Source organism: Enterobacter cloacae complex sp. SHL012 (assembly GCF_049237505.1).
Classification (GTDB): Bacteria; Pseudomonadota; Gammaproteobacteria; order Enterobacterales; family Enterobacteriaceae; genus Enterobacter; species Enterobacter kobei.
This window is the reverse complement of record NZ_JBMKIZ010000002.1, coordinates 149,079-166,218: the sequence shown is the minus strand read 5'-3', so window position 1 is coordinate 166,218 and position 17,140 is coordinate 149,079. Positions and strand designations below refer to the sequence as shown.

The following is a 17,140-nucleotide window of genomic DNA, read 5'->3' as shown; positions in this document are numbered from 1 at the left end:
TGTTTTCTGACAGCGGATCGCTGCGTTCATTTAAAGATATGCCATCACGGCCAGACTGCAAAAATGAACACCATTTCTTTGATTTATAACAATATGATTGGGTAAGCGTGCTGTAGCAAAATGAAACAACTTTCTCGCCTCCGTTTTTTGAAATGATAAGAAAGAGTTATGAATCTCCGTCGCGTTATCTCACCCGAAAGACTGAGATCCTGTTGCAGGATATTACCAGCGGCTTGCCGGACAGCCTTAGTCCACTAAGCTTAGTTTCACGCGGCACAGATAAAGGCACTGTCCTCATGCCGCGAGGTGAAAGAATCCTCTTTTACTGAATGCAATATGATGTCTAATATTTCACACTCTGGAGGTTAGAGATGGCAAACCATCGTGGTGGTTCAGGTAATTTCGCTGAAGACCGTGAAAGAGCATCAGAAGCAGGTCGTAAAGGTGGCCAGCATAGCGGGGGCAACTTCAAAAATGACCCTCAGCGCGCATCAGAGGCTGGCAAGAAAGGGGGTAAAAACAGCCACGGCAGCAATAAGTAACGCGCCAGGCTGAACCCTGCCGCCGGGTGTTCCCGGCGGTTTTTTTATTTCTGCAACATTGAACTGTAACCAAAGGCGACGCACACTACAGAATTGTTCTCATTTGCTGGTGTCGCATGTCTGTCTCACGCTTTAAATTCTCCGTAAAACCGCAGGAAGCCATCCTTATTCTCATTACCATGTTCTGGGGCGGGACGTTTCTGGCCGTCCAGTACGCGGTAACGCTGAGCGAACCGTTCTTTTTTGTTGGTTTGCGCTTTGCGACGGCGGCGATAGCCGTGGCGCTCGTATCGCTAAAATCCCTGCGCGGATTAACCCTTAAAGAGCTGAAGGCCGGGGTGGCGATCGGGGTGGCGATTGCAATGGGCTACAGCCTGCAGACATGGGGATTACAGACTATCTCCAGCAGCAAATCGGCATTTATCACCGCCATGTATGTGCCGCTGGTACCGCTCCTGCAGTGGCTTTGCCTGGGACGGCTGCCGGGGATGATGTCCTGCATCGGCATCGTGCTGGCGTTTATCGGCCTGATTTTGCTGGCCGGGCCGGAAAATAACCTGCTGGCACTGGGACCGGGCGAGATCATTACCCTCGTCGGGGCGATTGCCATTGCGGCGGAAATTATTCTGATTAGCGCCTGGGCGGGCAAGGTGGACGTCAAGCGCGTGACGGTGGTCCAGCTCGCCACGGCGTCGCTGGTAGCGTTTGCGACGATGGTACCGGCCGGAGAGTCCGTGCCGCCGATGTCTACCGGTCTGATCGTGGTCGCGTTGGGGCTGGGCATCTTCAGCGCCATTATTCAGGTCACCATGAACTGGGCGCAGCGCAGCGTCTCCCCGACGCGGGCGACGGTGATCTACACCGGTGAACCGGTATGGGCGGGGATTTTTGGTCGCCTCGCCGGAGAGCGTTTGCCGCTGCTGGCCCTGGTCGGTGCGGCATTTATTGTCGCCGGGGTGCTGGTGAGCGAGCTGAAGCTCAGAAAACGCCGGATTGAGGTGAGCGATCTGACGACTGAAAAAGGTTGTGATTGAAAAACGGAGCGGATTAGTCCAGGATGTGTACGGATAAATACCGTACACGGTGATGTAAACCATGCCAGCACTTAAAAAACAGCGTATCGATCTTCGCTTAACGGACGAAGACAAAACAATGATTGAAGAAGCGGCGGCGATGACGAACCAGACAATCACCCAGTTTATGGTGAACAGTGCGTCAGAACGTGCTGCTGAAGTCATCGAACAACATCGGCGTCTCGTATTAAACGAGTCATCATGGAATGCGGTGATGGACGCCATCGACAATCCGCCAGAGCCAAATGAACGCCTGAAGCGAGCGGCAAAACGTCTTCGAAACATGGAGTGAAGCATCGTGGCAAATCTCACGATCGAAATGTTTTCAGAGGGAAGTGATTACGATTTCAGGGGTTTCGATTGTGGTGAACCCTCGCTAAATGCCTTCCTGACGGAACATCTGGTGCGTCAGCACAAGGGACGGATATTGCGAGGTTACCTGCTTAAAGATCGTGACCATCCGCGTGTGCTGGGCTATTACACGTTGTCCGGAAGCTGCTTTGAAAAAGCGATGCTTCCTTCTAAGACCCAGCAGCGTCGGATCCCCTATGTCAACGTACCCAGTGTGACGCTGGGGCGTCTGGCTGTGCATAAAGATCTACAGGGAAAGGAGTGGGGAACAACGCTCGTCGCACATGCTATGCGCGTTGTGTATCTGGCATCGCAGGCGGTAGGGGTACACGGAATCTTTGTTGATGCTCTCAATGAACAGGCAAAACGATTCTATCTGAAGCAGGGTTTTATTCCGCTGACAGGTGAAAACAGCCATTCTCTTTTCTTCCCCACAAAATCTATCGAACAACTCTTTGAGCAGGCGTGATCGTTGTACTGCCTTTTGATAGTACGCAAGATTATGGTCGGGTAAGGTGTGACTATTACCCGACGTCAAGATTTTACGAATCCTGATGCACCACCTCACCCTGCGGTGCTGCGCCCATCCGGCGGCTCAGCAGGGCGTTAAGCAGAATTGCCCCGAACGTCGCCGTGCCGATCCCACCAATCGTAAATCCGCCCAGCGTTAGCGCGAAATCGCCCGCGCCCAGCACCAGCGTGACCGCCACCATAATCAGGTTGCTGTTCTGGCTCAGATCGACCCGATGCTGCACCCAGATTCGCGCGCCAGCCACGGCGATCAGCCCAAATACCACAATCGATGCCCCGCCGATGACCGGCGACGGAATGGTGTGGATCAGCGCGCCGAACTTCGGAGAGAAACCAAGCAGTATCGCCATCGCCGCTGCCGCGACGAAGACCAGCGTCGAGTAGACTTTGGTCACCGCCATCACGCCGATATTTTCGGCATAGGTGGTGACGCCGCTGCCGCCCACGGAGCCGGAGATCATGGTTGCCAGACCGTCACCGACAAATGCCCGGCCCATGTACGGGTCCATACTGCGGCCGGTCATTCCCGCGACCGCCTTCAGGTGACCTAAGTTCTCCGCCACCAGGATCACCGCCACCGGTGCGATAAGCATCATTGCCTGGGTGTTAAAGGTGGGGGAAGTGACCTGCGGCAGGCCAAACCAGGCAGCCTGATGGAGCAGGGTAAAATCGACCGGCTTGCCGAGACCGAAAACGTTCGCCAGCAGAGCGTAAACCAGACAGGCGACAATCAGCCCGACCAGAATCAGCAGACGCTGGATCATCCCGCGCGTAAACACCGCCACCAGGCCGATACACAGCACGGTGATCACCGCCATCCAGCTTTCAAACGGCGAGCCGGAGACGCTTTTCACCGCGATCGGCGCCAGGTTCAGGCCAATCGCCATGACGACGGCACCGGTCACCACGGGAGGCATCATGCGTTCGATCCAGCGCGTGCCAATCTTCATCACCACCAGACCAATCAGGGTATAGACCAGGCCGCAGGCGATGATGCCGCCGAGCGCCACGCTCAGGTTAGGGTTGATCCCCTGGCCGTTAAATCCGGTTGTGGCGATAACCACCCCGACAAACGCGGCGCTGGAGCCCAGATAGCTGGGCACGCGCCCACCGGTGACAAAAAAGAACAGCAGGGTGCCGATACCCGACATCAGAATCGACAGGTTGGGATCAAGCCCCATCAGCATCGGCATGAGTACGGTCGCACCAAACATCGCGACTGCATGCTGGACGCCCATCACCATCGTTTGTCCGAGCGGGAGTCGTTCATCCGGCGCGACCACGCCTGCTTCTGTGGAGGTCGATTTCAACTGCCAGTGGGGAAATCCGAACATGGTCTGTCTCCTTAAAGCGCCTTAGCAGGCGGGTCGCATAAGCGCGTGGTAGCCGCGGTCAAACCACACCAGCCCTTGCGGCGCGGGGTGGCGAACAATCGAAACAATGTCGCAAAACAGAATGTCGTGGGTACCGACGCTCACCACCTGGCTGATGCGGCAGTCAAACGAGGCCAGCGCATCCTCCAGACGCGGACACCCCGTATCGCCCGTTTGCCAGCGGGCGGCGGCAAAGCGCGTCTCCATTGGCGTTTTGCCGCCAAACAGGTTGGATAGCGGCTCTTGTCCGGCGCTCAGGGTGTTCACGCACAGCGTGCGGTTTTCGCTAAACGTCGGCCAGACGGACGCGCCGCGGTTCAGGCATACCAGCAGGGTGGGAGGCGAATCCGTGACGCTGCACACCGCGCTGGCAGTGAATCCCGCCATTCCCGCCGGGCCGTCGGTGGTGATGATGTTGACTGCCGCGCCGACGCAGGCCATGGCGTCGCGAAAGGTTTGTTTATCCGGTGTCGTCATGATTGCTCCTTACGCCAGCCCGCAGGCATCTTCGAACGCCAGACGCGGCAGGCGTCCGTAAAGTTTGTTCGTATCACCATAGCCAATGTTGATCAGCAGATTGCTTTTAAGCAGCGTGCCGGTGAAAAAGGCCTCGTCGACCTTTTGTTGGTCAAAGCCTGACATCGGGCCGGTGTCCAGCCCGAGGGCGCGACAGGCGAAAATCAGGTAAGCAGCCTGCATTGAGCTGTTGCGAAATGCCGTCTCTTCGGCGAGCGCCGGGCTGGTGGTAAACCAGCTTCTGGCATCGCCGTGCGGGAACAGTTCCGGCAGGCGCTCATAAAACTCGCTGTCCCAGGCAACAATCGCCGTGACCGGCGCGGTGAGCGTTTTTTCCAGATTGCCGCTGGAGAGCGCCGGGCGCAGCTTCTCTTTTCCCTCTGCGCTGCGCACAAACACGATTCGCGCCGGGGAGCAGTTGGCGGAGGTTGGGCCCCATTTCATCAGGTCGTAGATTTCGCGCAGCGTCTCGTCACTGACGGGCAGATTCTGCCAGCCGTTGTGGGTACGGGCGCCGGTGAATAGCGTTTCGCGCGCCGCAGGATTAATGGCTTCGCTCATTAAAGCTCCTTATAAAGCGGGTTCAGGACTGTGCAGCAGGCTGGCAAGCCCGTTCAGCAGCAGGGTGTTAAAGGTGTTCGGTTCGGTGACGTTGCAGGCATGCCCGCCCTGGCGCATGACCACGCTGTGGCTGCGTGGGAGAGCCGCCTGTAGCTCAGTCGAGCAGACAGAGGGCACCAGCATGTCGTCGGCTGAACAGATGAGGTGTACCGGACAATGAATACGCGCGGCGTGGCGGCTGAAATCCGCTTTCTTCAGGGCGCTGAGCCTGTGCAGCAGGTTGCTTTTGCCCTGGAAATGGGCCAGCGCCAGCGCTTCTTCGGCCTCCAGGCGGGGCGCACGAGCAGCCATCCAGTCTGCCGGGTAGAGAAACAGCGGCTGCGCCTCTACCCACGCCTGCGCGCCGCCGGAATGCAGCAAACGCTCGCGGATCTGAAAACAGCGTCGGGTATGGGCGTTGAGGGTTAGCCAGCCGTTGACGCACACCAGCGCGGTGAGCGCATCAGGTCTGTCGAGGGCCAGCTGTAGCCCGATCAGCGCGCCCAGCGCATGACCGACCACGCAGTAGCGGGTGATTCCGGCTTCGGCCAGCGCTATGGCCAGTTCGTCCGCCATTTGCGCCAGGCTATAGCCTTCCGGCAGTGTGTCGCGGTTATTACCCGTCCCCCGCTGGTCATAGCACACCACCTGATACTCCGGCTCCAGCGCGGCCAGCTGGGGCAGCCAGTAGCTGCCGCTGCCGCCGAGACCGGCAATGAGGACTACCACGGGTGCCCCCTCATACGGGGGCGGTGAGACGGAGAGTTTCATGGCCGCCTCACTTCGCAATGTGCGCAACGGTGGCAATTTCAACCAGCGCGTCCGGCTTCACCAGCCCGCACTGTATACAGAACCGGGCCGGCTTATCGCCGGGGAAGAACTCGGCGTAGATCTCGTTAATCGCGGCGTAGTTTTTCCAGTCGGTGATAAAGATGCTGTTGAAGGTCACATCCTCCATCGTGCCACCCGCCGTTTCGATCACGCTTTTGATCGTCTCCAGCACGTGGCGGGTTTGTGCCTTTGGGTCGTTGATAAACACCACGTTGTTGTCTTTATCAAACGGCAGCGTACCGGAGACATACACCACGCCGTCGGCGAGCGTTCCGGGGACAAACGGGGCAATCGGTGTGCTGGTGCCCGGCGGAATAATCACGGATTTCGGCATCGTCGTTCTCCTCAGGCGATACGGGCGAGCGGCGGATTCAGGGCATCGCAGAACGCTGCGACGTTACTCACCCAGCCAAAAAAGGTTTCGATATTGAACAGGGCCGCTTTCTGCGCGAATTCCGGCCCGGCCTGATGGGTCGCGTCTTCCAGCACCACGCCAAAATACTCAAGGAAAAAGCCGTCGCGCAGGGTCGACTCCACACAAACGTTGGTGGCGATGCCGGTAAAGACCAGGTGACGAATGCCCCGGCTGCGCAACAGGCTGTCGAGCGGGGTGTTGAAAAAGCCGCTGTAGCGCGGTTTGGGCAAGACAATATCACCTGCCTGCGGGACCAGCTCGTCCACCAGCTGATAATCCCAGCCGCCTTTTGCCAGCAGCTTGCCCTGCAGTTCTGGGTTTTTGCGCATCGTTTTCAGGGCGTTGGACTTGTGGAAGTTGGGCGAGCCGGGGCCACCGGCCTCCACGTACTGGTCGTCCCAGCCGTTCTGGAACCAGACGATGAGCATGCCGGCTTCCCGTGCGGCGCTGACGGCGGTGTTGATGTTCGCAATGACCGGCTGCGTGGCGGAGACGTCGAACCCCGCCAGATCCAGATAACCCCCTTTACTGGCGTAGGCGTTTTGCATGTCCACCACGATCAGCGCGCTCTGCTGCGGCGCAAAGGTGATGGCTTCCGGGCGAGCGTTTAAGGTCGTCATTACGCAACCTCCTTCGTGACGGCAGGAATGTGGGCGCGGCATTGCATCAGCGGCTGGATGCGCTCGCCGAAGGTTTCCACACCGGTGAGGAAATCATCGAAGGTCAGCAGAACGCCCTCTGCGCCGGGTACGGCGGCGACTTCGTCGAGCATTCTGGCAACGCTGGCATAGGATCCAACCAGCGTGCCCATATTGATATTGACGGCGGAGGTGGGGTCAGCCATCTGGCGGACGTTGGTGTCTGCGCCGGAACGGGTATCTTTCTGGCTCTGCTCGGTAAGCCAGCTCAGGGCCTCCTCGTCGGCACCGTCCTTGTAACACTCCCATTTCGCGCGTGCGGCCTCGTCGGTTTCGTCGGCAATCACCATAAACAGCACGTAGGAGCCCACGTCGCGCCCGGTTTTGTCGGCAGCCTCTTTCATGCGCGCCGCGGTGGGGGCGAAAGCGGCAGGGGTGTTAACGCCTTTCCCGAAGCAGAAGTTAAAGTCGGCGTATTTGGCGGAGAATTCCATCCCCGCGTCGCTCTGCCCGGCGCAGATCACCTTCATCGGCACCGACGGTTGCGGGCTGACGCGGCAGTCGTTCATGGTGAAGAAGTCACCTTTGAAATCGCTTTTGCCGGTGCCCCAGAGATCGCGCAGGACCTGCACGTATTCGGTCAGGTAGTCATAGCGACGCGAGAAGTAATCGTCACCCGGCCAGAGCCCCATCTGCTCGTACTCCGGCTTTTGCCAGCCGGTCACCAGGTTCACGCCAAAGCGTCCTCCGGAGATCGAGTCGATGGTGGAGGCCATGCGCGCGACGATCGCCGGTGGCAGAGTGAGCGTGGCGGCGGTAGCGTAGATCTGAATCCGCGAGGTGACCGCGGCCAGTCCTGCCATCAGGGTGAAGGACTCCAGGTTGTGATCCCAGAATTCGGTTTTGCCGCCAAAGCCGCGCAGCTTGATCATCGAAAGTGCAAAGTCGAAATGGTAGTGCTCCGCTTTTTGCACGATGGCTTTATTCAGCTCAAAGGTCGGCATGTATTGCGGGGCAGTGGTCGAGATAAGCCAGCCGTTGTTGCCGATAGGTACAAATACGCCAATTTTCATCACGAACCTCTCTTCACTACGTTGCAGGTACTGGCGTTTTTGCAAAGGGAGTGCCAGTTTTGAAAATGACTTTGTTATTAATGTGTTAATCGAAGGTTGGCGTATTGATGCGGTCAAAAGTGGACTAACTGGTCAAAAACATTGCACAGAAAACAGGCATTCATGCGCGATGGGAGTGCAGAATGTCGTGGCGAGACGGGGGTTTTGCTATGCTGAGGGCAACGCAGAATAAGGAGAGCGGGAATGACACAAGGCGCAGTGAAAACACCAGGTAAACGGTCACAGGCAGTCAGCGCCAAGAAGCAGGCTATTCTCAGCGCGGCGCTGGAGACGTTTTCACAGTTTGGCATTCACGGCACGCGGCTGGAGCAGGTGGCGGAGCAGTCCGGGGTTTCCAAAACCAATCTGCTCTACTACTACCCGTCGAAAGAGGCGCTCTATGTGGCGGTGATGCAGCAGATCCTCGATATCTGGCTGGCGCCCCTGAAAGCGTTCCGCGCAGAGCTGGCCCCGCTTGTGGCGATCAAAGAGTACATCCGCCTGAAGCTGGAGGTGTCACGCGATTACCCGCAGGCGTCGCGCCTGTTTTGTCTTGAGATGCTGCAGGGCGCGCCGCTGTTGCAGGCTGAGCTGACGGGGGATTTAAAGCAGCTGGTGGACGATAAGTCGGCGATTATTGCCGGATGGGTCGCCAGCGGCAAGCTGGCGCCGGTCGATCCGCAGCATTTGATCTTTATGATTTGGGCCGCCACCCAGCATTACGCTGACTTTGCGGCCCAGGTCGAGGCGGTAACCGGGAAAACGCTCCAGGATGAAGCGTTTTTCCACAGCACTCTGGAAAACGTACAGCGGATGATTATCGAAGGGATCCGCGTGCGTTAGTTTCCCGGCGGGAGAGGGCAGCTTAAATCGCCCTCTTCACATTGCATCAGCGAGGCCAGAAACGCTTCTCGCTCCGCGGTTTTCTCTGCCAGACACTGATTGACAATCATTGGCTGAATGCTTCCACCTTCCGTACCCGAACCGATAAACGTGCAGTCTGCATCCCGCAGGGTAATCCACGCCTGCTGCGCTTTTTTTAGCAGGTCACGCTGGGGGGCTGCCGCACGTTTGATAGCGGCCTGATACGTCGCGTTGAGCTTCTTATCCGCCGCCTGGTACTGCTGCGCGCTACAGGTGTTCAGTTCAAGCTGGGTGGTGGCGTTGTCGCACTCGTTGGCCAGCGCGCTGGTGCTCAACAGCAGTGCGGCACCTGCGAGAAATACTCTTTTCATCATCCCCTCCGTGTAAAAAAAAGCCGGATGCGCTATGCATATCCGGCCTACGATTCTTAGTAGCCCCGGTAAGCGTAGCGCCACCGGGGAGAGTTTACACGATTAACCGATGGTCATCAGGCTGGCGTTACCGCCCGCCGCCGCGGTGTTGACGCTGAGCGAACGCTCCACGTACAGACGCTCCAGCAGCAGGTTGGTTTCCCCACGCGCAAAGCCCTGTACCGAAACAATCGCCCCGCTGCGGGCCGCTACCTGTTCGCACAGTTCGCGCAGCTGGTCGGAATCACCGTGATAAATCACGGCGTCAAACGGCTGCGTCAGCAGCGCATCGGCCTTCGCGAAGCGAATGCGGGCTGAAACGGCTTTTGGCAGCTGTTTTGCCAGGTCGCGATGCAGCGCATCTTCCGGCCACAGCACTTCACATCCGGTTGCCATCGCGGCAGCCAGCTGTACCAGCGCATCCTGCTCGTTATCCGCTACGCAGAGTACGTGCTCGCGCGGCATCAGCGTCCAGGTGTTGCGCTCGCCGGTTGGCCCCGGAAGCAGACGCTGCGTGCCAGCCTGCGCCAGCTCGCCGTACTGCTGCGCAATGGCACGCAGTTCAGGACGTTTTTCCGCCCAGGCGATCAGCGCTTCAAGCGGCTGCGTCAGCACGGTTTTCAGCTGCGCGTCGACCGGATAGTCTGCGTCCTGACGTGCCAGCGTCACGCCCAGCGCGTTCTCCGGACGGTTCGCCAGCAGACGGTACAGGTAAAGCGGACCGCCCGCTTTCGGACCGGTGCCGGACAAACCTTCACCGCCGAACGGCTGTACGCCCACGACCGCGCCGACCATGTTGCGGTTAACGTACAGGTTGCCCACTTTGGCACTGCCGGTCACCTGCGCGATGGTTTCGTCGATACGGGTGTGTACGCCAAGCGTCAGGCCATAGCCGGAGGCGTTGATCTGATCGATCAGTTCATTAAGGTTGTTACGGTTGTAACGCACCACGTGCAGCACCGGACCGAAGACCTCTTTTTTCAGCTCGTCGAAGCTTGCCAGCTCAATCAGCGTTGGCGGCACGAAGGTGCCGGTCTGCCACTCGCGGGCATCTTCGCTGTTCTCACGCACCGCCTGGAACACCGGACGGCCTTTGGCGCGCATGGTCTGGATGTGGTTTTCGATATTGGCTTTGGCTTCCGCGTCAATCACCGGGCCGATGTCGGTGGTGAGACGCCCCGGGTTGCCCATACGGCATTCGGCCATCGCGCCGCGCAGCATTTTCAGCGTGTGGTCGGCCACGTCATCCTGCAGGCACAGTACGCGCAGGGCGGAGCAGCGTTGACCGGCGCTGTCGAACGCGGAGGCCAGCACGTCGACCACCACCTGTTCGGTGAGGGCAGAGGAGTCAACGATCATGGCGTTCATGCCGCCGGTTTCCGCGATGAGCGGGGTAGGACGACCCTGCGCATCCAGACGGGTAGCAATGTTGCGCTGCAGCAGAGAGGCAACTTCGGTCGAGCCGGTAAACATCACGCCGCGTACGCGGTTATCGGAGGTCAGTTTAGCGCCGACCGTTTCGCCGCGGCCTGGCAGCAGCTGGACCACGCCCGCAGGTACGCCGGCTTCCAGAAGGATGTTGATGCCCTGCGCGGCAATCAGCGGGGTCTGCTCTGCCGGTTTGGCCAGCACGCTGTTACCTGCGGCAAGGGCGGCGGCAATCTGACCGGTAAAAATAGCCAGCGGGAAGTTCCACGGGCTGATACACACGACCGGTCCGAGCGGACGGTGGGTTTCGTTATCGAAATCATCGCGCACCTGACCCGCGTAGTAGTGCAGGAAGTCCACGGCCTCACGCACTTCGGCGATAGCGTTGCTGAAGGTTTTACCTGCTTCACGCACCAGAATGCCGATAAGCGACTGCATCTGATCTTCCATCAGCACGGCAGCACGCTCCAGAATGGCGGCACGCTCCTGCGGCGGGGTGGCAAACCAGATTGGCGCGTTGTTGACCGCACTGTCCAGCGCCTGATCCACTTCCGCTTCGGTGGCTTCGCGTACATAGCCGACGATATCTTTTGGCTCTGCCGGGTTGATAACCGGCTGCATCTCACCGTCCTCGACGGACTGCTCAAGGATCGGTTTCGCCTGCCATTTCTGCAGCGCGCTGTTGAGCAGGGCAGAGGAGAGGGACGCCAGACGATGTTCGTTCGCCAGGTCCAGACCCGCAGAGTTGACGCGGCCTGCGCCATACAGCTCGCGCGGCAGGGCAATCTTCGGATGCGGCAGACCAATCTGACCTTCCTGGGCCGCCATCTTCTCAACGGCCTGCACCGGATCGGCCACCAGCTCGTCGAGCGGCAGCGTGGTGTCGGCGATGCGGTTTACGAAGGAGGTATTCGCGCCGTTTTCCAGCAGACGACGCACCAGGTACGCCAGCAGCGTTTCGTGCGTACCTACCGGCGCATAAATGCGGCATGGGCGGTTCAGCTTGCCATCCGCTACCTTACCGGTCACCTGCTCGTACAGCGGTTCACCCATGCCGTGCAGGCACTGGAACTCGTACTGGCCAGGATAATAGTTTTGACCCGCCAGGCTGTAGATTGCCGCCAGGGTGTGGGCGTTATGGGTAGCGAACTGCGGGTAGATCAGGTTCGGCACGCCGAGCAGTTTTTTCGCACAGGCGAGGTAAGAGACGTCGGTGTAGACCTTACGGGTATAGACCGGATAGCCTTCCAGACCTTCCATCTGGGCGCGTTTGATTTCGCTGTCCCAGTAGGCGCCTTTCACGAGGCGGATCATCAGGCGGCGACGGCTGCGGCTTGCCAGGTCAATCAGATAATCAATGACGAACGGGCAGCGCTTCTGGTACGCCTGGATAACGAAGCCAATGCCGTTCCAGCCCGCCAGCTCTGGCTCGAAGCACAGTTTTTCCAGCAGATCGAGGGAGATCTCCAGACGGTCGGCCTCTTCGGCGTCGATATTGATGCCGATGTCATACTGGCGCGCCAGCAGGGTCAGGGATTTCAGGCGCGGGTAAAGTTCCTCCATCACGCGGTCGTACTGCGCGCGGCTGTAGCGCGGGTGCAGGGCGGACAGTTTGATAGAGATACCCGGACCTTCATAAATACCGCGGCCGTTAGAGGCTTTACCGATGGCGTGGATCGCCTGCTGATAAGAGACCATGTAGGCCTGCGCGTCGGCGGCAGTCAGGGCCGCTTCACCGAGCATGTCATACGAGTAGCGGAAACCTTTGTCTTCCAGCTTGCGGGCGTTCGCCAGCGCTTCGGCAATGGTTTCGCCGGTCACGAACTGCTCGCCCATCAGGCGCATCGCCATGTCCACGCCTTTGCGGATCAGCGGCTCGCCGCTCTTACCGATGATGCGGTTCAAAGAGCGTGACAGGTTGGCTTCGTTATGGGTTGAGACCAGTTTGCCGGTAAACAGCAGGCCCCAGGTGGCGGCGTTAACGAACAGGGACGGGCTGCGGCCAATGTGCGAATGCCAGTTGCCGTTGCTGATCTTGTCGCGGATCAACGCGTCGCGGGTGGCTTTATCCGGAATACGCAGCAGCGCTTCCGCCAGACACATCAGCGCCACGCCTTCCTGTGAAGAGAGGGAAAACTCCTGCAGCAGACCCTGCACCATCCCGGCGCGGCCGGTGGCGGTTTTTTGGTTGCGCAGCTTGTCGGCCAGCTGATACGCCAGGCTGTGCGCCTGGGCGGCAATGGCTTCCGGCAGGCGGGCCTGCTCCAGCAGCATCGGCACGGCGTCGGTTTCGGCACGACGGTAACCGCCGGTAATGGCGGCACGGCTGACGGACTGCGGCAGGATCTGCTCGGCGAATTCGAGGAACGGCTGGTGGCTTTCGTCACCAGCGGCGGGCGCATCCTCGCTTTCATTGGCGGCACCCGCCAGCAGGGCAGGCAGTTCTGGCAGGCCTTCGTCGCTCTCCAGTCTTTCCAGATAGTTAAAAATCGCCTGCTTGATTAACCAGTGCGGTGTGCGGTCAATGCGGGTCGCTGCGGTTTTAATCCGTTCGCGGGTAGCGTCATCCAGCTTAACCCCCATGGTGGTCATCCCCATGCCAAAACTCCTGTTGTTCTGTAATCGCGTTTTGTAGATGGCATGAAATATCCACCATGTTGCAACTTTGTGCAACCGTGTTAAATGTGACCTGGTTTGCAACCCAGAAAATGAATGGATTGTTAATGATTGGTTAGCTGAAAAAAAGCGCTGGCTTCTGCATGAGAAGCCTGTTTTTATGCGGTACTTAACACTTTTAAAAGGTGCAACCCGTATAAGTGTGAGCGAGTGCAACCTATAGGAAACTCGTATCAAACCGGGGATGAATTTGATGTAAATGCAGTGTTAAATCGTTTGTCAGCGGGATGCGCATACGGCAGGATAGCGCGCCCAATGGAAACACATACACACATCACTACGTTCCGGTGATGACATAACAAGGCAACCCGGACGGTTGTCGCTCGACATTTTGGAGAATTTGAATGGCTATTAGCACACCGATGCTGGTGACATTTCTCGTTTATATTTTTGGCATGATCCTGATAGGGTTTTTGGCATGGCGTTCAACAAAGAACTTTGACGACTACATTCTCGGCGGCCGCAGTTTAGGCCCGATGGTGACCGCGCTGTCTGCGGGCGCATCCGATATGAGCGGCTGGCTGCTGATGGGGTTACCGGGCGCGATTTTCATCTCCGGTATCTCTGAAAGCTGGATTGCCATCGGCCTGACCCTTGGGGCGTGGATCAACTGGAAGCTGGTAGCAGGCCGTCTGCGCGTGCATACCGAAGCGAACAACAATGCCCTGACGCTGCCGGATTACTTCACCGGACGTTTTGAAGATAACAGCCGCATTCTGCGCATTATCTCCGCGGTGGTGATTCTGCTGTTCTTCACCATCTACTGTGCTTCCGGCATCGTGGCGGGCGCGCGTCTGTTTGAGAGCACCTTCGGCATGAGCTATGAAACCGCGCTGTGGGCAGGTGCCGCGGCGACCATTCTCTATACCTTCGTGGGCGGATTCCTGGCGGTAAGCTGGACCGACACCGTGCAGGCGAGCCTGATGATCTTCGCCCTGATCCTGACCCCGGTGATTGTGATTTTCACCGTTGGCGGCTTCGGTGAATCGCTGGAAGTGATCAAGCAGAAGAGCATTGAAAACGTCGACATGCTGAAAGGGCTGAACTTCGTGGCCATCGTCTCTCTGATGGGCTGGGGTCTGGGCTACTTTGGTCAGCCGCACATTCTGGCGCGCTTTATGGCAGCGGATTCTCACCACACTATCGTTCATGCGCGTCGTATCAGTATGACGTGGATGATCCTGTGTCTGGCTGGGGCGTGTGCCGTCGGTTTCTTCGGCATCGCTTACTTCAACAATAACCCGGCGCAGGCAGGTGCAGTAAACCAGAATGCCGAGCGTGTGTTCATCGAACTGGCGGGCATTCTGTTCAACCCTTGGATTGCCGGTATTCTGCTCTCCGCAATTCTGGCGGCGGTGATGTCGACTCTGAGCTGCCAGCTGCTGGTCTGCTCCAGTGCGATTACCGAAGATCTCTACAAAGCTTTCCTGCGTAAAGGTGCGAGCCAGAAAGAGCTGGTATGGGTCGGGCGCTTTATGGTGCTGTTAGTGGCGCTGATTGCCATCGCGCTGGCGGCCAATCCTGATAACCGCGTTCTGGGTCTTGTGAGCTATGCGTGGGCGGGCTTTGGTGCGGCGTTTGGTCCGGTGGTTCTGTTCTCCGTTCTGTGGTCACGCATGACCCGCAACGGCGCGCTGGCGGGGATGATCATCGGAGCGGTGACCGTTATCGTCTGGAAGCAGTTCGCGTGGCTGGGTCTGTACGAAATCATCCCGGGCTTCATCTTCGCCAGCATCGGTATTGTGGTGTTCAGCCTGCTGGGTAAAGCACCGTCTGCCTCCATGCAGAAACGCTTTGCGGAAGCGGACGCGCACTACCACACTGCACCACCGACGAAGCTTCAGGCTGAGTAAAAAAACCTATTCCCTCCTGTAAGCCGGGTAAGCGCTAGCGCGACCCGGCTTTTTTCTTGCCAAAATGCGTAAATTACGTTGATATCGCTGCACTTATAACAATGAGGATAGCGAACAATGACCATCAAAACAGGGCTTATGGCGGCGGCATTATTGATGCTCGCAGGCTGCAACGCACCCGTGCAACACGCGGCAATGGAGACCTGCAAAGCAGATAACCAGATGCAGCAAACCACGCTTTATTTCGGACTGAATCGTCCGGCCGGAGCGCAGATCACCGGCAACGAGTGGCAGCAGTTTGTTGACCAGGACGTGACGCCGCGCTTTCGGGACGGCTTAACGGTGTTTGATGCACGTGGCCAGTGGCTGGGGAATGACGGGAAAGTGGCGCGCGAGCCGAGCAAAGCGTTGATGCTGATCCACGGTAAAGACGCGCAGAGCGAGAAGAATATCGAAGCGTTGCGCGGGATTTATAAATCTCGCTTCGCGCAGGAGTCGGTGATGCGGGTCGATCAGCCGGTGTGCGTGCAGTTTTAAGCAAAATGGCGGGATAGTTTTGTAGGCCCGGTAAGGCGTAGCCGCCACCGGGCACAAACCGCACAAAACTTACAACACTAATCCCGCAAAGCTCGCCGACAGCAGGCTCACCAGCGTCGCGCCGTACACCAGGCGCAGACCAAACCGCGAAACCACGTTCCCCTGCCGCTCGTTCAGGCCCTTGATGGCGCCTGCGACGATACCAATAGACGCGAAGTTAGCGAACGACACCAGGAAGACGGATAAAATGCCCAGCCCGCGCGGTGACATCTGATGGGCAATTTTTTGCAGTTCAATCATCGCCACAAATTCATTTGCCACCAGCTTGGTTGCCATAATACTGCCGGCGTTGAGCGCATCACTCAGCGGAATACCGATGAGCCACGCCAGCGGATAAAACACATAACCCAAAATCTGCTGGAAGCTCATGCCGAATACGCTGGAGAAGAGGGCGTTAACGGCGCTAATAAGCGCGATAAAGCCAATCAGCATCGCCAGAATAATCATCGCTACCTTAAAACCGGCCAGAATATACTCCCCGAGCATTTCGAAGAAGCTCTGGGATTCATGCAGTTTTTCCAGCTTGATATCCGGCTCCGCTTCCGGACGCACCGGATTGATGACGGAGAGAATAATGAAGGTGCTGAACATGTTCAGGATCAGCGCCGCAACGACAAATTTGGCGTCGAGCATGGTCATATAAGCGCCGACAATCGACAGGGAAACGGTCGACATGGCGGTCGCAGCCATGGTGAACAGACGGCGCGAGGAGAGATCCCCCAGCACGCCTTTGTAGGCAATGAAGTTTTCCGACTGGCCGAGGATCAGCGAGCTCACCGCGTTAAACGATTCCAGCTTGCCCATACCGTTCAGTTTTGACAGCAGCGTCCCGATAACCCGAATAAAAATCGGCAGGATCCGCCAGTGCTGGAGAATACCAATCAATGCGGAAATAAAAATAATCGGGCAAAGCACGCCAAGGAAAATGAACGCCAGCCCTTTTTCACCCATTCCGCCAAAGACAAAATTGGTGCCTTCGCCAGCAAATTTCAGCAGGGATTCAAAGAAGCCAGAAACGTATTTAATCAGGAATAACCCGCTTTCGGCATGCAGGAAAAAGAACGCCAGGGCAATCTCAATAACAATCAGCTGTAAAACATAACGAATGCGAATTTTTCGGCGGTCGAAACTCACCAGCCAGGCGAGCGCAAGAATAATCACCAGCGCCAGCAGGAAATGGATAATCTTAAACATGGTTTATTTTCACTTGGTTTTCGAGGCAGATATTTAGCCACAGCGCTGATTAACCGTAAATGGGCATTTTCGTTATAACTTATAAACGTAATGATTACGTTGACAACTATTATCAGGCTTCGCGTTTACAACTCGT

The 17,140-nt window shown here is 57.7% G+C and carries 17 protein-coding genes; 7 read left to right on the top strand and 10 right to left on the bottom strand.

The window, feature by feature from the left end:
* The first annotated feature begins 371 nt into the window (after positions 1-371).
* The 4 genes from ACOTY9_RS08500 to ACOTY9_RS08485 all read left to right on the top strand — a co-directional run bounded on the left by ACOTY9_RS08500 (position 372) and on the right by ACOTY9_RS08485 (position 2,435).
* Positions 372-542 carry a general stress protein gene (locus ACOTY9_RS08500; RefSeq protein ID WP_023332656.1) on the top strand — a complete coding sequence of 57 codons (171 nt, stop codon included), beginning with the start codon at positions 372-374 and terminating at the stop codon, positions 540-542.
* Between the two features lie 116 nt (positions 543-658).
* Complete coding sequence (locus ACOTY9_RS08495) at positions 659-1,576, top strand: DMT family transporter (protein WP_348565642.1); 918 nt, start codon at positions 659-661, stop codon at positions 1,574-1,576.
* A 61-nt stretch (positions 1,577-1,637) separates the two neighbouring features.
* A complete protein-coding gene (locus ACOTY9_RS08490; protein ID WP_014883303.1) occupies positions 1,638-1,907 on the top strand; it encodes a DUF1778 domain-containing protein in 270 nt (89 codons plus the stop codon).
* 3 nt (positions 1,908-1,910) lie between these two features.
* Positions 1,911-2,435 (top strand): GNAT family N-acetyltransferase, encoded by a 525-nt coding sequence (locus ACOTY9_RS08485; RefSeq protein ID WP_176450254.1) that lies wholly within the window; start codon positions 1,911-1,913, stop codon positions 2,433-2,435.
* Between the two features lie 73 nt (positions 2,436-2,508).
* Here the strand turns inward: ACOTY9_RS08485 and rutG are convergent, their stop codons facing one another.
* From rutG to rutA, 7 genes are read right to left on the bottom strand one after another with little or no spacing between them, the layout of a single operon-like run.
* Complete coding sequence (gene rutG / locus ACOTY9_RS08480) at positions 2,509-3,831, bottom strand: pyrimidine utilization transport protein G (RefSeq protein ID WP_014883305.1); 1,323 nt, start codon at positions 3,829-3,831, stop codon at positions 2,509-2,511.
* Between the two features lie 21 nt (positions 3,832-3,852).
* The gene (gene rutF / locus ACOTY9_RS08475) at positions 3,853-4,347 is read right to left on the bottom strand and encodes an NADH-dependent FMN reductase RutF (protein ID WP_023332659.1); all 495 of its coding nucleotides are present in this window, start codon (positions 4,345-4,347) and stop codon (positions 3,853-3,855) included.
* 9 nt (positions 4,348-4,356) lie between these two features.
* Positions 4,357-4,947 (bottom strand): malonic semialdehyde reductase, encoded by a 591-nt coding sequence (locus ACOTY9_RS08470; protein WP_348565641.1) that lies wholly within the window; start codon positions 4,945-4,947, stop codon positions 4,357-4,359.
* Positions 4,948-4,956: 9 nt separating this feature from the next.
* Positions 4,957-5,757, bottom strand: a complete 801-nt coding sequence (gene rutD, locus ACOTY9_RS08465) for a pyrimidine utilization protein D (protein ID WP_241819862.1) — start codon at positions 5,755-5,757, stop codon at positions 4,957-4,959.
* 7 nt (positions 5,758-5,764) lie between these two features.
* A complete protein-coding gene (rutC, locus tag ACOTY9_RS08460) occupies positions 5,765-6,151 on the bottom strand; it encodes a pyrimidine utilization protein C (protein WP_014883309.1) in 387 nt (128 codons plus the stop codon).
* Between the two features lie 11 nt (positions 6,152-6,162).
* A complete protein-coding gene (gene rutB, locus ACOTY9_RS08455; protein ID WP_014883310.1) occupies positions 6,163-6,852 on the bottom strand; it encodes a pyrimidine utilization protein B in 690 nt (229 codons plus the stop codon).
* On the bottom strand, positions 6,852-7,943 hold the full coding sequence (gene rutA / locus ACOTY9_RS08450) for a pyrimidine utilization protein A (RefSeq protein WP_014883311.1): 1,092 nt from the start codon (positions 7,941-7,943) through the stop codon (positions 6,852-6,854). Before rutA ends, rutB begins: the two co-directional genes overlap by 1 nt.
* A gap of 243 nt (positions 7,944-8,186) precedes the next feature.
* Between rutA and rutR the strand changes: the two genes are divergently transcribed.
* The gene (rutR, locus tag ACOTY9_RS08445; RefSeq protein WP_014883312.1) at positions 8,187-8,825 is read left to right on the top strand and encodes an HTH-type transcriptional regulator RutR; all 639 of its coding nucleotides are present in this window, start codon (positions 8,187-8,189) and stop codon (positions 8,823-8,825) included.
* Here rutR and ACOTY9_RS08440 read toward each other — a convergent pair.
* On the bottom strand, positions 8,822-9,217 hold the full coding sequence (locus tag ACOTY9_RS08440; RefSeq protein ID WP_014883313.1) for a lysozyme inhibitor LprI family protein: 396 nt from the start codon (positions 9,215-9,217) through the stop codon (positions 8,822-8,824). The two genes, rutR and ACOTY9_RS08440, sit on opposite strands and share 4 nt — an antisense overlap.
* Before the next feature lie 102 nt (positions 9,218-9,319).
* The gene (putA, locus tag ACOTY9_RS08435; RefSeq protein ID WP_348565640.1) at positions 9,320-13,282 is read right to left on the bottom strand and encodes a trifunctional transcriptional regulator/proline dehydrogenase/L-glutamate gamma-semialdehyde dehydrogenase; all 3,963 of its coding nucleotides are present in this window, start codon (positions 13,280-13,282) and stop codon (positions 9,320-9,322) included.
* 422 nt (positions 13,283-13,704) lie between these two features.
* On the opposite strand from putA, the gene putP reads away from it, so the two are divergent.
* The gene (putP, locus tag ACOTY9_RS08430) at positions 13,705-15,213 is read left to right on the top strand and encodes a sodium/proline symporter PutP (RefSeq protein ID WP_045281259.1); all 1,509 of its coding nucleotides are present in this window, start codon (positions 13,705-13,707) and stop codon (positions 15,211-15,213) included.
* A gap of 117 nt (positions 15,214-15,330) precedes the next feature.
* On the top strand, positions 15,331-15,750 hold the full coding sequence (locus ACOTY9_RS08425) for a DUF3574 domain-containing protein (RefSeq protein ID WP_318594404.1): 420 nt from the start codon (positions 15,331-15,333) through the stop codon (positions 15,748-15,750).
* Positions 15,751-15,819: 69 nt separating this feature from the next.
* Here ACOTY9_RS08425 and ACOTY9_RS08420 read toward each other — a convergent pair whose 3' ends face one another.
* The gene (locus ACOTY9_RS08420) at positions 15,820-17,004 is read right to left on the bottom strand and encodes a NupC/NupG family nucleoside CNT transporter (RefSeq protein ID WP_014883317.1); all 1,185 of its coding nucleotides are present in this window, start codon (positions 17,002-17,004) and stop codon (positions 15,820-15,822) included.
* Positions 17,005-17,140: the final 136 nt, after the last annotated feature.